Below are 12,949 nucleotides of genomic sequence, written 5' to 3' on the forward strand. Positions count from 1 at the left end.
ACCCAGATTGCTCTGGGTTTATATTCTTTAGCTACGTGAAAAGTTTATTTTTTCTCCGCTGTTTCTTTCGCTGGCGTAGCTTTGTACTTCTCGTTTAGCAACTTAACAATTTCTTTGGTGATGTCTTCTTTCTCATCGCCGTACAAAATCGTAGCCGTTTCACCCGTTCCAAAAATGTATTTGTAACCGTTTTTCTTTCCATAGTCTTTGATAAACGATTTAACGTTTTTCACCAACGAGTCCATCTCTGTACCCATTTGTTGCTGTAACTGCTGTGCAACTGCTTGTGCAGAATACTGCAATTCTTGTTGGCGACGTTGTAGCTCCGCTCCTTTTTGTTGCGCCCAAGCTTCGCCATTTGCACGTGCACTTCTCTCGAAGTTCTCGGCATCAGCTTTAAAATTTTGTTCGGCTACTTCAAACTTTCGACCGGCTTCCTCCGATTTACTTTTGTACTTCGCTTCGATATCTTTTGCTTCTTCATACTCTTCCATCAATTTTGCGGTATCGATGTACGCATATTTAGCCTCTTTTACTTCTGCGGTTTTCGAACACGCAAGTGCTAAGAGTCCGAACGCAAGAATTACAACTACTTTTTTCATTATTCAATTTTAAAATCGCACAAATGTAGAAATTTTGAAATGCAACGAGATGTTTTTATTAGTATAAGATAAATTTATAAAAAACAAGGGTGTTATTAGAATCGTCTATTAAAAACGACTTAAATAAATGCGTTTTAAGGCGCTTTCGACATTTCCTAAGGTAAATTATCGTTTAAATCCGCAATCGTTGAATAGCGGTTAAATAAACGGCTTTTTACGATTTTTGCGCGATGTAAATGAGGCTCGAGTATTCTTTATTACCTAAAGCTTTCCAGTTTGAGCGTAAGCCAATCCAAAATGCTTTAAAGATAGAGCTGCGTCCGTTTTTATATTTTTCGGAAAGCAGTGCAATATAAAAAGCGTCAAAAATCATGGGTTTAATCGCGCGCATTTCAAAACCGCTTTCTCTCAATATTTGTTGCATCCCCACTTGATTGAAATGCCAAAGGTGTCTTGGAACATCGTAAGCGGCCCAAAAAGCGCCGTAATATTTTGCGTCGAACGATTTATAATTCGGAACGGCAATAACCAGCAAGCCGTCTTTATTCAACAGCTCGTAGCAGGTTCGCAGGTGTTCTTTTGGATCGGGTATGTGTTCGAGTACATGCCACATGGTAATTGCATCGAATTGCTCTCCGGAAACTTGCTCAATTTTCTCGAACAACTTTACACCTTTGTCGGCCGCATGCTTTCGTGCAATTTCGCTTGGCTCTACGCCTTTTGCCTGCACATTTACTGTTTGCAGTAGTTTTACAAATGCTGCTGTACCTGCACCAACATCTAAAACCGTTTTTAAATTTCGTTTGTACTGAAACAACAAACGTACTTTTTTAGATAGCATGTACTGTTTGACCGACTGATAAATCTTGTTGACGAAGCCGCTATTATTATCGGTGTGCGAAATATAATCGTCGGATTCGTAGTATTTGTCGATATCGGCAGGTTTAGGAAAGGTTTCCAGAGCTTGTAGCGATTCGTTAAAACGCAGCTCAAAAACTTCTTTTGAAACGCTGAAATCGGTAACGCGTAAATTTTCGGTAGCGCTCATAATCGGAGGTATTGTTTTTTGAAATCATTTAAGAAAGCAATCATTTCCTGATAAATTATATGCGATTCATCGAGCGCATCGTTTCCGGCAGCATCTACAGCACTAATGGCTACGAAATGGTTGGCTGCCATTTGATCGGCGGTAATATCGTCGACCAAACCGGTGTATTTAAAATTGTATTTTTCAAAATAGCGATCAAAATCGTTTTTGCTGTAAAAGAGCAGCCGAATAGGTTGGCCATTTACGCTCACATCTACATCAAAGTCTTCGCCTGTAACGCCAAAGCGAGCGCGCATGTAGTTTCGGAAATGCAGTTCGTTGTTTCGGTTCTCAAATATGAATGCATTTAAAGCTTTGTTGGAAACGGTCTTTCCTTCTACGGCAATAAAATAATCGTCTACTAATGTCGATTTACCGGCTCCGCATCCGTTAACTAGAAAAAGTAAAAATGCGCTAAGGCCTACAAACAGTGCTTTTCTCATTGGTGTTCCACGTGAAACTATCTTCCCATGTGCACAAGCAAAACCGAAATATCGCTGGGCGATACGCCGCTAATTCTCGATGCTTGGCTTAAAGTGATTGGTTTGATAGCCGTTAATTTCTGCCGTGCTTCAATCGACATAGATTTGAGTTGCATATAATCAAAGCTTTCGGGGATCTTAATATCTTCCAGACGCTGAAGCTTGTCGGCTTGATTGCGCTCCTTTTCTATATACCCCGAATACTTCACAATAATTTCGGCTTGTTCTAGTATCTCATCATCCAAATCTTTGTCTGCTAAAAACGCCTGTACTTTCTCGAGTTCGCGCATAGCAGCTAAGTCTATTTGTGGACGAGAGAAAACTTTAAACATTTTATCGCTTTGAACAATCTCTGCGGATTCGCGTGCAACCAATATCGGATTAACCTCTGCTGGCGTAACACTCGTTTCTTTGAAAAAAGTCACTACATCTTGGGCTTTCGCATACTTCTCTTCCATTCTGCGTAAGCGCGATTCACTAGCTAAACCGATATCAAATGCTTTTCGCGTTAAGCGTTCATCGGCATTGTCCTGACGTAGTAAAGTTCGATACTCTGCACGCGAGGTAAACATACGATACGGCTCTTCTGTTCCTTTGGTAATCAAATCGTCGATAAGTACGCCAATATAGGCTTCGTCACGTTTCAAAATCAACGGCTCTTGCTCGCGTAACTTTAAAACAGCATTAATCCCTGCCATGAGTCCTTGTGCCGCCGCTTCTTCATATCCCGTAGTTCCGTTAATTTGTCCCGCGAAATACAAATGATCAACCAACTTTGTTTCGAGCGTATGCTTAAGCTGCGTTGGCGGAAAATAGTCGTATTCTATGGCATAACCCGGTCGGAGAAATTTCACCTTCTCGAAACCAACAACCGAACTTAGCGCCTTGAATTGCACGTCTTCAGGTAACGAAGTCGAGAATCCGTTTACGTACATTTCCCGTGTTTTCCATCCTTCAGGTTCAATAAACAATTGATGGCGCTCTTTGTCTGCGAAACGATTTATCTTATCTTCAATCGATGGACAATAACGCGGGCCGATACTTTTTATACGTCCGTTAAACATGGGCGAACGATCGAAACCGCTGCGCAACAAATCGTGAACCAGCGGCGAAGTATATGCCATGTAGCAACTCTTTTGCTCCTGTAAAGGCTGCGATAAATTGCTGTAACTAAACTTTTGCGGATACGCATCTCCCGGTTCTTCTTGCAGCTTACTGAAGTCGATTGAACGTGCATCCACTCGCGGCGGCGTCCCTGTTTTCATGCGCCCGCTTTCAAAACCACGGTCTTTTAAAATCTCCGTAATTCCAAAAGCAGCCGACTCACCCGCTCTACCTCCGCCAAATTGTTTCTCGCCAATGTGTATCAATCCGTTTAAAAACGTCCCATTGGTTAGCACAACAGCACGGCCTTTGATTTCGATTCCCAAGCTTGTTTTCACACCAGCAATAGCGTTGCCATCAAACAACAAACCTGAAATCATTTCTTGATAGAAATCTAGATTGGGCGTGTTTTCCAGCATGTCCCGCCACTCTTCCGCGAAACGCATCCGGTCGCTCTGCACTCTCGGCGACCACATAGCGGGTCCTTTCGACTTATTGAGCATCTTAAATTGAATAGCCGTTCGATCTGAAACGATTCCAGAATATCCGCCCATCGCATCAATCTCGCGAACAATTTGTCCTTTCGCAATACCGCCCATCGCTGGATTGCACGACATCTGCGCAATAGTTTGCAGATTCATCGTCACCAACAAAGTCTTCGCTCCCATATTTGCAGCAGCGGCAGCGGCCTCACAACCTGCGTGCCCAGCGCCAACCACAATCACATCGTATAAATCTTTAAACATAATTTAGTGTTCCACGTGGAACAATTAAGTTAGTGTTCCACGTGGAACATTTTTAATGCTTCGTCTTCCAGTGCTCTCATCTGAGCTTCATCCTCTTCCGTCTTATCTTTGAATCCACATAAGTGCAATACGCCGTGGATAATTACTCGACGTAGTTCTTCGATAAATTCTACTCCGAAATCTACTGCGTTTTCTGCTACGCGCTCGGTCGATATAAACACGTCTCCGCCGATCTCATTACCTACCGTGTAGTCAAAAGTGATAATATCTGTTAGCGTATCGTGGTTCAAAAAACGCTGATTCATATCTAACAAATACTCGTCGGTGCAAAACACATAACTGATTTCACTAATCGACTTCCCGTGCTTATGCGCTACACGTAGAATCCAATCGGTAACTAATTTCTCGTCTGTTAACTCAAAGTCTGTTTCACTGTGAAACTCAATCATTGCTAAAATAGTTTTGAACCTTCTTTCCGTAAATGGCGCGCAAAGGTAAGGCTTGTCTGTTTAATATTTCAATGCTGTTTAAATAGTCGCGTAAGGCTGGACTTATCTCAGGCGCGTTATTTGAAAACGACTTCTGATTGGTTTGCGATTGTCGTTTATTGTCTTCGCCTTGTTCGCGAATTGCTTTCTCTAGCTTCAATAATTCTTGTTTAATCGCTTGCACTCGCTGTTGCAAATTATTCTTGAAACCTTGATTCAATAATTGCTTTTCTAACTCTTTCATTTGGTTCAAGGCGTTTTGTCCAGCACCTGTCATCCCATTTCGCTCCAATTCCTTCGATAAAGCATCCCTCAATTGCTGCTGCTGTTTGTAAATCTCCATGATGGCTTTCGCATCTCCTTCTCCGTCTTCTCCCGATTCACCTTCGCCTTTACCAGAGCCCGACTTACCACCTTCTTTGCCGTTCGGCTGACTTCCGCCTTGCTGCTGCCCATTCGGTTGGTTTCCTTGATTTTTATTTCCCTGTTGTTGCCCCATCTTCTCACCCAATCCTTGTTGCTTCTGAATAATGTCGGGCAACTGACCGTCTTTGCCCGAACCTTGACCCGGACTAGGCGTACCCTTGCCACCACTGCCCGAACCGCTCATACTCATTTGCATGCTATTCAATGTTTCCGAAAGCATGTCGGCTAATTTATTACTGCCAGAAACTACGTACTGCTGATGAAACGTTCCGCGGCTTACATTACCTTCTACCAATTGCTCCAAAGACTTTTCAATGTTGTAGGTAATTTCTCCGATCTCCTTATTAACATCTTCCGCAATTCTAGGGTTGCGTAAACTAAGTGCAAACAAGCTATCATCAACATGCTGGAATTGCTGCTTTAAATCTTGTTGCTTCTTAAGTTGCGTATTGTATGAGGGCGAAGAACGCTGCAAGCTTTGAAACTTCTTCATAAGAGATTCCTCAGAAAACGAAAAAGACAACAGATTGTCCAAAATCTGACGCAGCGTTTTTGCATCTTCTTCGTTAGATTCCGATTCGCCAGACATCATCGACTCCGCCATCGTTTGCGACATTTCCTTCATCTTCTTAGCCGCAGCTTTCTGCTTAGGCTTTGCGCCCGACTGATTCTCTTGCTTAAGCGACTCACCGGCTTTATTCATGTCTTCCTTAACCGACTCTTCCTTCTTTTGATCGCTTGGAATTTCCAACGGAGCTTTTAATTCTTCATTATCTTTCTTCAATTGCTCCAACTGCTTTTCTACATCTTCGAATTCTTTCTTTAAATCCTCTTGCTTTTTATCTTCATTCGGAACTTGCTCCTCGGCGAGCTGCTCCTGCTTTTGAGCTAATTCATCCAACTTCTTGGCGATTTGTTCAGCCTTTTTCTTAACATAAAAACGCTTAGTCATTTCAACCAGTTGCTTCAGGTTTCTGGTTTGCGATTTCGTCATCTTTTCAAGCTTATCCATCTTCTCCAACAAATCTTCCTGCTTCAACTTATCGCCAAGCTCTTTTAATTCATCAAGAAGCTTCTGCGTTTCTTCAGACACTTTCTCACTTTTCTCAAGACGCTTTTCCAAATCCTTTTTCTCCTCATCGTTCTTACCCAACTCCGACTTCTGTAGATTCTCTTTTAACTTCTCGGCAAACTTCTGCATCTTCTCTTCCGTTTGCTTTTGCTTCTCGATAAAGTCTTCTAACTTCTGTCTGTCTTTAAAGGATAAATTATCTTTTTCTCTGGATAATTTCTGAAGCTTATCCAACTCACTCAACTGCTTGCTTTGTTGATTAGTGCTTTTCTCTAAATTGCTAATTGCCGATTTCTGATCTTGCAAAAACTGATCATTTCGTTCGTCAGTTGTCATAATTCGTTGCGAAAAAACTTCAGATCTCGCCGACTTTGCACCGTTTACACCGTCGTTATCAAAAATCTCAAAATAATATTCGTAGCTAACGCCTTCTACAACCGGTAAAGTAGATGGAAATGTAAACACAAAACGATCGTATAATCCAGACTTAGCACTAAAATTAAAACGCCGTTCCTCTTGAGGCTTTCCCGCTGGATAATAAACGATCTGAAACTTTCCTAAACCGTGATCATCTGCAAGCTCTCCTACTACAACTTCTTTCGCAACACCTAACGAATCGGGTGCATGCTTGGCATTGATTGTAGGATATTGATCTTTAACCACTGAAATCTGATATTTCAAACGCTCGTAATCAGAAACTCGCTGATTGGCTGTAGTGATCTCGTAAGATAAAGCATCACGCAGCTTACGGCTATAACTAAACGTTTGATCATTATTGGAAAATGCTTGCTTTCCATCTGGAACGTTGAAATAAACTGCCGTTGTCGCTTTTGTATTTAAAATCCACGAAACCAAAGTTCCTTCTGGAACCACGGCATTGCCAGTCCCCGAAACTAATTCGGCACGCTTTTGCAAATAGGCAGGATACTGCAAACGCATTTTGAAATCGACTATACTTGGCACTTGCGCAACTTGTAATATATACTCTTTCGATTGAAAACCGTTTGCTTCCAAAACAAAGGTAACTGCTTCTTGTAGGGAAGTGAATTCATACGTAAAAACACCCGGCTCTTCACTATCCATTAAAAAAGTGCGTTCACCAATCAATACCGAAACTTGTTCCGGAACTACCTTACCTACTGTTTCTGCACGCAGCGTAAAACTCTGACCTTCTACTCCCAAAAGTGCACTTGTTATGACGAACTTAAAAGGAGCTGGCTTAGCAAAATACTCCGAATAGCGAACCACGCGATTTAAACTTCCGGAAAGCACAGATGAATTACCTGATATAAAAAAATAAGCAACAATAAGAATCGGCAGTATAGCCAGCGGTAAATATCTTTTTGTTTTCGAAAAATCGATGGCATTAGTGAACGGAACCGGCGCCAAAGTAGCTGCTTTTTGATCGATCGATGCCAAAAGTAATTCCGACTTCTGAGGCTCGGCTGTTAATTGAAGGAAATTCAGCAGGCGGTCGTCGACATTTGAAAAGTGTTTTCCAATAATCGCAGATGCTTGCTTGTAGTTAATTCCCTTTCGGATTTTAAACAACTTTGCTAAGGACCAGGCTAAGTATCTTGCAAAAAGAAAAACTTCTACTGCAACAAACATCCAAAAAATTACGGTTCTAGAGGCTGAATCCAGCCAAAGAAAATATTCGATCAAAGAGGTAAATAGTAAATACAACAAGCCTAAGCCCACAAAGAAAATGGCTCCACGTAATACCTCGTTGAAGTAATACTTACGGATAAAATCCTCTAATTTATCAAAGATGATTTTCTGCTGCATCGATTACGTACTTTTTAACCGATAAAAGTAGCATTTTCGCTGATTCCGTATTGTTAATTCCACGCTAAGCTTCTTGTAACAATAACATACTGATAAATAATAATTTAGCTAATAAATATCACGGTTTAAAAACAAAATCCGACTTTGAAAACGTTTCCCAATTTATAATTTCGCCGAAGCAAGCGCCATAAAAACGGGTTGATTATCTTTGCATCCTAAAAAAATCGCTATGTCTGTTCGCGTTCGTTTTGCTCCTAGTCCGACTGGACCATTACACATTGGTGGTGTTAGAACCGCTTTGTTTAACTATCTTTTTGCAAAGAAAAATAAAGGAACTTTTTACCTGCGTATTGAAGATACCGATCAAACTCGATTTGTTCCCGGAGCGGAAGAATACATTTTTGAAGCTCTAGAATGGTTGGGGATTTCACCGGATGAAACGGTTGGGAAAAATGAAAAATTTGGACCGTATCGCCAGAGCGAGCGCAAACATTTGTACAAGCAATACGCCGACGAATTGGTTGCCAAAGGCTTTGCCTATTATGCCTTCGATAGCGCTGAAAGTTTAGACACACTGCGAAAAAATGCAGAAAAAGAAGGAAAAACTTTCATCTACGGACCAACCAGTCGCAACGGCTTAGAAAATAGTTTGAGCCTTTCGGCAGAAGCAGTTAACGAACGTTTACAACGTGGCGATGCTTACGTTATTCGTTTCAAAACTACTGCCGATACGGAAATTTATACCCAAGACATCATCCGCGGACGCATGCGTTTTGAAACCAATTTGCTCGACGATAAAGTCTTGTTTAAAAGCGACGGTATGCCCACATATCACCTTGCAAATATTGTAGACGACCATTTAATGGAAACCACACACGTAATTCGTGGCGAAGAATGGTTGCCTTCCCTACCCTTGCATTTTAGCTTGTATGAAGCATTTGGTTGGCAACGTCCGGAATTTGCACATTTACCGCTCTTACTTAAACCACAAGGAAACGGAAAATTATCTAAACGAGACGGTGATAAATTTGGTTTCCCTGTTTTTCCGTTAGATTGGGTTGGAGAAGACGGAACAAAATCGGCGGGGTATCGCGAAGGCGGATTTTTCCCCAAAGCCGTTGTAAATTTTCTTGCACTTTTAGGTTGGAACAGCGGTACGGATCAGGAGATTTTCTCTTTGGAAGAATTAAGCGAATTATTTGATTTAGAACGCGTTCACAAAGCTGGAGCAAAATTTGATCCGGAGAAGAACTTGTGGTTCAATCACCAGTACTTACAAAAAATTACGGACGAAAAAGGCGGTGAATTATACCAAAAAGAATTGGCTTTACACGGCTATGAAATTCCGATAAACAGCGCTGTTCGTGCCTTTACGCTCATAAAAAATCGCGCCAACACAGTAAAAGATTTTTACACGCTAACCTCGTATTTGTACGAAGCACCAACGACCTACGACGAAAAAATGCGTTTAAAATGGACCGTTGAAACTACCGATTACATTGAAGAGTTGGTGGAAGTTTTACAGCAATCGACCAACGACGATAGCTATGCAATCGAAGAAGAAGTCCGTGCACATTTCGCCAAATCGAACGCAAATATGGGACGTATTTTACCTGGAATTCGTTTGGCACTCGTCGGCGAAATGAAAGGACCGCACGTGTTCGACATCATTGAAGTGATAGGAAGAACCGAAACCGTTAAACGTTTGCAAACGGGTTTACAAAAAATACCGTTGTAAGCTGTAACTAAATGACAGCTACTGCGTATCATTACGAAAAGCAGTATCATGTCTATCACTCTCATTGTAATCCTTGTTTTAGGATTCTTCATTTTTCTATCGGCTTTCTTCACCGTAAAGCAGCAAACTGCGGTGGTAATCGAGCGTTTCGGAAAGTTTTTAAGCGTACGCAACTCGGGTTTGCAGCTAAAAATTCCGCTAATTGATCGAATTGCCGGACGCGTGAATTTGCGTATTCAACAGCTGGACGTCATCATTGAAACAAAGACCAAAGACAATGTTTTTGTTAAGATGAAAGTTTCGGTGCAATTCAAAGTCATTCAAGATCGCGTTTACGATGCGTTTTACAAGCTCGAATACCCGCACGACCAGATTACGGCCTACGTATTCGACGTTGTGCGCGCAGAAGTCCCTAAATTGATTCTAGACGACGTTTTTGAGCGTAAAGACGACATTGCAATTGCGGTTAAGCGCGAATTAAACGAAGCGATGGCCACATACGGTTACGATATCATCAACACGTTGGTTACCGATATTGATCCGGATATCCAGGTGAAAAACGCCATGAATCGAATTAATGCCGCCGATCGTGAGAAAACGGCAGCTGAATTTGAGGCCGAAGCATCACGCATTCGCATCGTTGCTAAAGCTAAGGCCGAAGCGGAGAGCAAACGTTTACAAGGACAAGGTATTGCCGATCAGCGCAGAGAAATTGCTCGTGGTTTGGTAGAGAGTGTCGATGTTTTGAATAAAGTGGGAATTAACAGCCAGGAAGCATCGGCATTGATCGTGGTGACCCAACATTACGATACCTTACAATCGATCGGCGCAGATACGAATTCGAACTTGATTTTGTTACCTAATTCGCCTCAAGCGGGCAGCGATATGCTGAATAATATGGTGGCTTCGTTTACGGCTAGTAATCAAATTGGCGAGTCTATGAAAAAAGGCGGAAAACGCATTAAAGATGCCGACGTTCCTTCCGAACCGCCCACGTATCCAGCTGCAGAACCGGAACCGGAAGCGTAAAACTCTTACATCCACCGAAGCAATTTGGTGGTTTTTTTTGGGCAGCTGTCGGCCGTTATGTAGTGGAAATTCTTGAAACGGCCGCCACCGGGTTTTTGGCTATACTCCTCGCCTACCCACTTCGTGCCTCAGCGGCTAGGCTGTGGGGTATTTGCCGCAACCCCTGCTGCGGAAAATTGTGCACATAAATGTGTCTGTAAAAAAAGTAAAACCGAAATTTATTTTGTTTCAGTAGCCTCCCATTCTTTGAGCTTATCAAAGTTTACAACGATTACGGTGTACTGATCTTTAAAACGGTTGTATATTTCGAAAGCCTCCTGATTTACGCCGTATTTGTTTGCATAGCTAGCCGAATTAACAAAAATTCGAATCTTCTTCTGGTTCTGTATCGCCGCAAAATTTATACTACTATCACTAGCTTTGAAATGCTTAAGATACTCATTAATGCTTAGTTTCCCGAGCTTCAGCGGCATGCTTTTCTGGTATTCTTTGAGAAATGTAAGCGTATGATTTGCGCATAATTTTTCATTAAAATGCAATATTTCAAGGCCGTTTTCGTCGAACACGGTATTTTGCGGAACTGTAGTTTTATCGATGGAATCCAAACTTACGAGCGCCTGTAAACTCTTGGGATATATGAAATTAACGATGCCGTGGTTTTGGTAAAACGACTCTAAATTCGCAACGCTAGTTTTTTCCAATTTAATTGTTCGGGTAATGGTACACGAACAAGTAACAACGGCGATAAGCAGTAAAATTTTTCTCACGTCAGTTCAGATATTTGATTTGATGATTCGCGCTGAAATCGATTTAAAAATCACTACAATGATCTAATTGTCGCAACTTACAACTGGATAACAGTATAAATAACCGTTCAACAAAACAAGAATTACCTTAAAATTAATCGATTTAAAACTAACTTTTAGAGGTTTAACATTTACTTTTGAATAGTAAAATCTTTCTTCGACAATACGTTAGAAAGTTTGGAGGTTTGAGCGCAATAAATTACTCGAAGAAATTGTTTGAAAAGTTTTTAAAATAAAAAAAAGCCGACTCAACGCCGGCTTCTTAATTACTCTGTTTTCACTGCAATAACAACATCTTCTTTAAAGTGGTATTCGCCTTTGCGATAAATTTCTTTGTTGGATAAAATTACCTCGTAAGTGTACACACCTTTGGGCAGATTTAAAAAGCATTCTTTACCATCTACAGGAATAATTACCTCTTTTTTGATATCGTCTTGCGTAGCATCCGAAACGCCGTAAATTTTAAACGTAATGCGTTCGGTAAGTTTGTTTTTTATACAAACCTGGTCGATTACGGTCTTGTTTGCATTGTTGTTTTTTGATAGGGCAAAAATGCTAAGACCTGAACTGATGATTTCAGCGCCACGAAGGATGTTTGTGCCAGTCGATTGGGCGCTAGAAGACATAATTGTCAGTGAAATAACAATTACAAGAATAACTCGTAAAATATGCACTTTAAACTGTTTTAAAGATAAAGGTATGATCTTAAAAAAATAGTAACAGACACTATTAGTCCAATTCCAAGAAGTATTACTTCCGATCTCTTGAACCTTCCCTTTTTGTATTTAGTCCATGTTTTAAGGGATACAAAAACCAGACCCGATGAAAGAACTAAAAGTTTAATCCAAATGTTTATATCTGGAAAGATATATAGAACTGCTAGTACAACAATACAAACAATTAAGGCACTAATGTCTCGTTTACTATCCATGTTTTGTTATTTTTTTTGATTTTTAATACAACGTTTATACTCTATACGTGCGTTCGCATCAGCCGTTGCATGAACAGTAGCTACTGCTCCATGACAAATTATTCCTGCAAATACCGTTATATCGGCTGTTGAACAAGTAAGATGACCTAAAACAGCAGCAGCAAAATTCATTATAAGCGTGTTTTGTAACTCATCTTCACAATCACCGTTGGTCACCGCGATTATAGGTTCTATAACTGGATTTAATTCCGGAATTAATAAATCCTGCAATTGCCTAGACGGTATTGTTGACAGCTTATACTTCGCCTCAAGTGATGATAATCTACTTCGTTGAGTAGCTAAATGACTTCTATAACCAGATTCAGTCATAGCGATTGCAGCAAGAAATTTTCTTAACTCTGCCTGATCTCCGTTACTCAATAGATTTGGATTAACTAAGGAAATATCCGCTTCATTAGCATTCTTAACGAGATTATACTCGGAACTTACGTAATCTTTAAAAGCTCTCTCGTTTCTTAAACCTGATAAACTTTGTGCATTAGCGAACATTGCATTGGCGATTAACAACAAAAACAAAATTTTTTTCATGACTTTAAAAAATAAAAATTTTTTAGTACACGACAAAAAACATAATTGATTAAAAATCAATA

The 12,949-nt window shown here is 40.7% G+C and carries 11 protein-coding genes; 2 read left to right on the forward strand and 9 right to left on the reverse strand.

The window, feature by feature from the left end; genetic code table 11:
• Positions 1–44 precede the first annotated feature (44 nt).
• From CHX27_RS08500 to CHX27_RS08525, 6 genes are all read right to left on the reverse strand, one after another.
• Entirely contained in the window at positions 45–602 is a 558-nt protein-coding gene (locus CHX27_RS08500; protein ID WP_094486338.1) for an OmpH family outer membrane protein, read from the reverse strand.
• A gap of 214 nt (positions 603–816) precedes the next feature.
• Positions 817–1,650, reverse strand: a complete 834-nt coding sequence (locus CHX27_RS08505) for a class I SAM-dependent methyltransferase (RefSeq protein WP_094486339.1) — start codon at positions 1,648–1,650, stop codon at positions 817–819.
• Complete coding sequence (locus CHX27_RS08510; protein ID WP_094486340.1) at positions 1,647–2,132, reverse strand: hypothetical protein; 486 nt, start codon at positions 2,130–2,132, stop codon at positions 1,647–1,649. Before CHX27_RS08510 ends, CHX27_RS08505 begins: the two co-directional genes overlap by 4 nt.
• Positions 2,133–2,149: 17 nt before the next feature.
• The gene (gene mnmG / locus CHX27_RS08515; RefSeq protein ID WP_094486341.1) at positions 2,150–4,021 is read right to left on the reverse strand and encodes a tRNA uridine-5-carboxymethylaminomethyl(34) synthesis enzyme MnmG; all 1,872 of its coding nucleotides are present in this window, start codon (positions 4,019–4,021) and stop codon (positions 2,150–2,152) included.
• 29 nt (positions 4,022–4,050) lie between these two features.
• Complete coding sequence (gene ybeY / locus CHX27_RS08520) at positions 4,051–4,470, reverse strand: rRNA maturation RNase YbeY (protein WP_094486342.1); 420 nt, start codon at positions 4,468–4,470, stop codon at positions 4,051–4,053.
• Positions 4,463–7,795 carry a hypothetical protein gene (locus CHX27_RS08525; RefSeq protein ID WP_094486343.1) on the reverse strand — a complete coding sequence of 1,111 codons (3,333 nt, stop codon included), beginning with the start codon at positions 7,793–7,795 and terminating at the stop codon, positions 4,463–4,465. Before CHX27_RS08525 ends, ybeY begins: the two co-directional genes overlap by 8 nt.
• Before the next feature lie 223 nt (positions 7,796–8,018).
• Here CHX27_RS08525 and gltX point away from each other — a divergent pair, with 223 nt between their 5' ends.
• Positions 8,019–9,533, forward strand: coding sequence for a glutamate--tRNA ligase (gltX, locus tag CHX27_RS08530; protein WP_094486353.1), 1,515 nt, complete (start codon positions 8,019–8,021; stop codon positions 9,531–9,533).
• Positions 9,534–9,581: 48 nt separating this feature from the next.
• Positions 9,582–10,562: an SPFH domain-containing protein gene (locus tag CHX27_RS08535; RefSeq protein WP_094486344.1), complete on the forward strand. Its 981-nt coding sequence runs from the start codon at positions 9,582–9,584 to the stop codon at positions 10,560–10,562.
• A gap of 218 nt (positions 10,563–10,780) precedes the next feature.
• Here the strand turns inward: CHX27_RS08535 and CHX27_RS08540 are convergent, their stop codons facing one another.
• The 3 genes from CHX27_RS08540 to CHX27_RS08555 form a co-directional block, all read right to left on the reverse strand.
• Positions 10,781–11,329, reverse strand: a complete 549-nt coding sequence (locus CHX27_RS08540) for a hypothetical protein (RefSeq protein WP_133063442.1) — start codon at positions 11,327–11,329, stop codon at positions 10,781–10,783.
• Between the two features lie 305 nt (positions 11,330–11,634).
• The gene (locus CHX27_RS08545) at positions 11,635–11,994 is read right to left on the reverse strand and encodes a hypothetical protein (protein WP_094486346.1); all 360 of its coding nucleotides are present in this window, start codon (positions 11,992–11,994) and stop codon (positions 11,635–11,637) included.
• Between the two features lie 311 nt (positions 11,995–12,305).
• On the reverse strand, positions 12,306–12,949 hold a 644-nt coding region (locus tag CHX27_RS08555), incomplete at its 5' end, for a hypothetical protein (RefSeq protein ID WP_207758950.1).

This window comes from Flavobacterium aurantiibacter (assembly GCF_002251775.1).
Lineage (GTDB): Bacteria > Bacteroidota > Bacteroidia > Flavobacteriales > Flavobacteriaceae > Flavobacterium > Flavobacterium aurantiibacter.

Coding starts and splice junctions, on each gene's coding strand:
- CHX27_RS08500 (WP_094486338.1), bottom strand. CDS start 602: ATGAAAAAAGTAGTTGTAATTCTTGCGTTCGGACTCTTAGCACTTGCG.
- CHX27_RS08505 (WP_094486339.1), bottom strand. CDS start 1,650: ATGAGCGCTACCGAAAATTTACGCGTTACCGATTTCAGCGTTTCAAAA.
- CHX27_RS08510 (WP_094486340.1), bottom strand. CDS start 2,132: ATGAGAAAAGCACTGTTTGTAGGCCTTAGCGCATTTTTACTTTTTCTA.
- mnmG (WP_094486341.1), bottom strand. CDS start 4,021: ATGTTTAAAGATTTATACGATGTGATTGTGGTTGGCGCTGGGCACGCA.
- ybeY (WP_094486342.1), bottom strand. CDS start 4,470: ATGATTGAGTTTCACAGTGAAACAGACTTTGAGTTAACAGACGAGAAA.
- CHX27_RS08525 (WP_094486343.1), bottom strand. CDS start 7,795: ATGCAGCAGAAAATCATCTTTGATAAATTAGAGGATTTTATCCGTAAG.
- CHX27_RS08535 (WP_094486344.1), top strand. CDS start 9,582: ATGTCTATCACTCTCATTGTAATCCTTGTTTTAGGATTCTTCATTTTT.
- CHX27_RS08545 (WP_094486346.1), bottom strand. CDS start 11,994: ATGTCTTCTAGCGCCCAATCGACTGGCACAAACATCCTTCGTGGCGCT.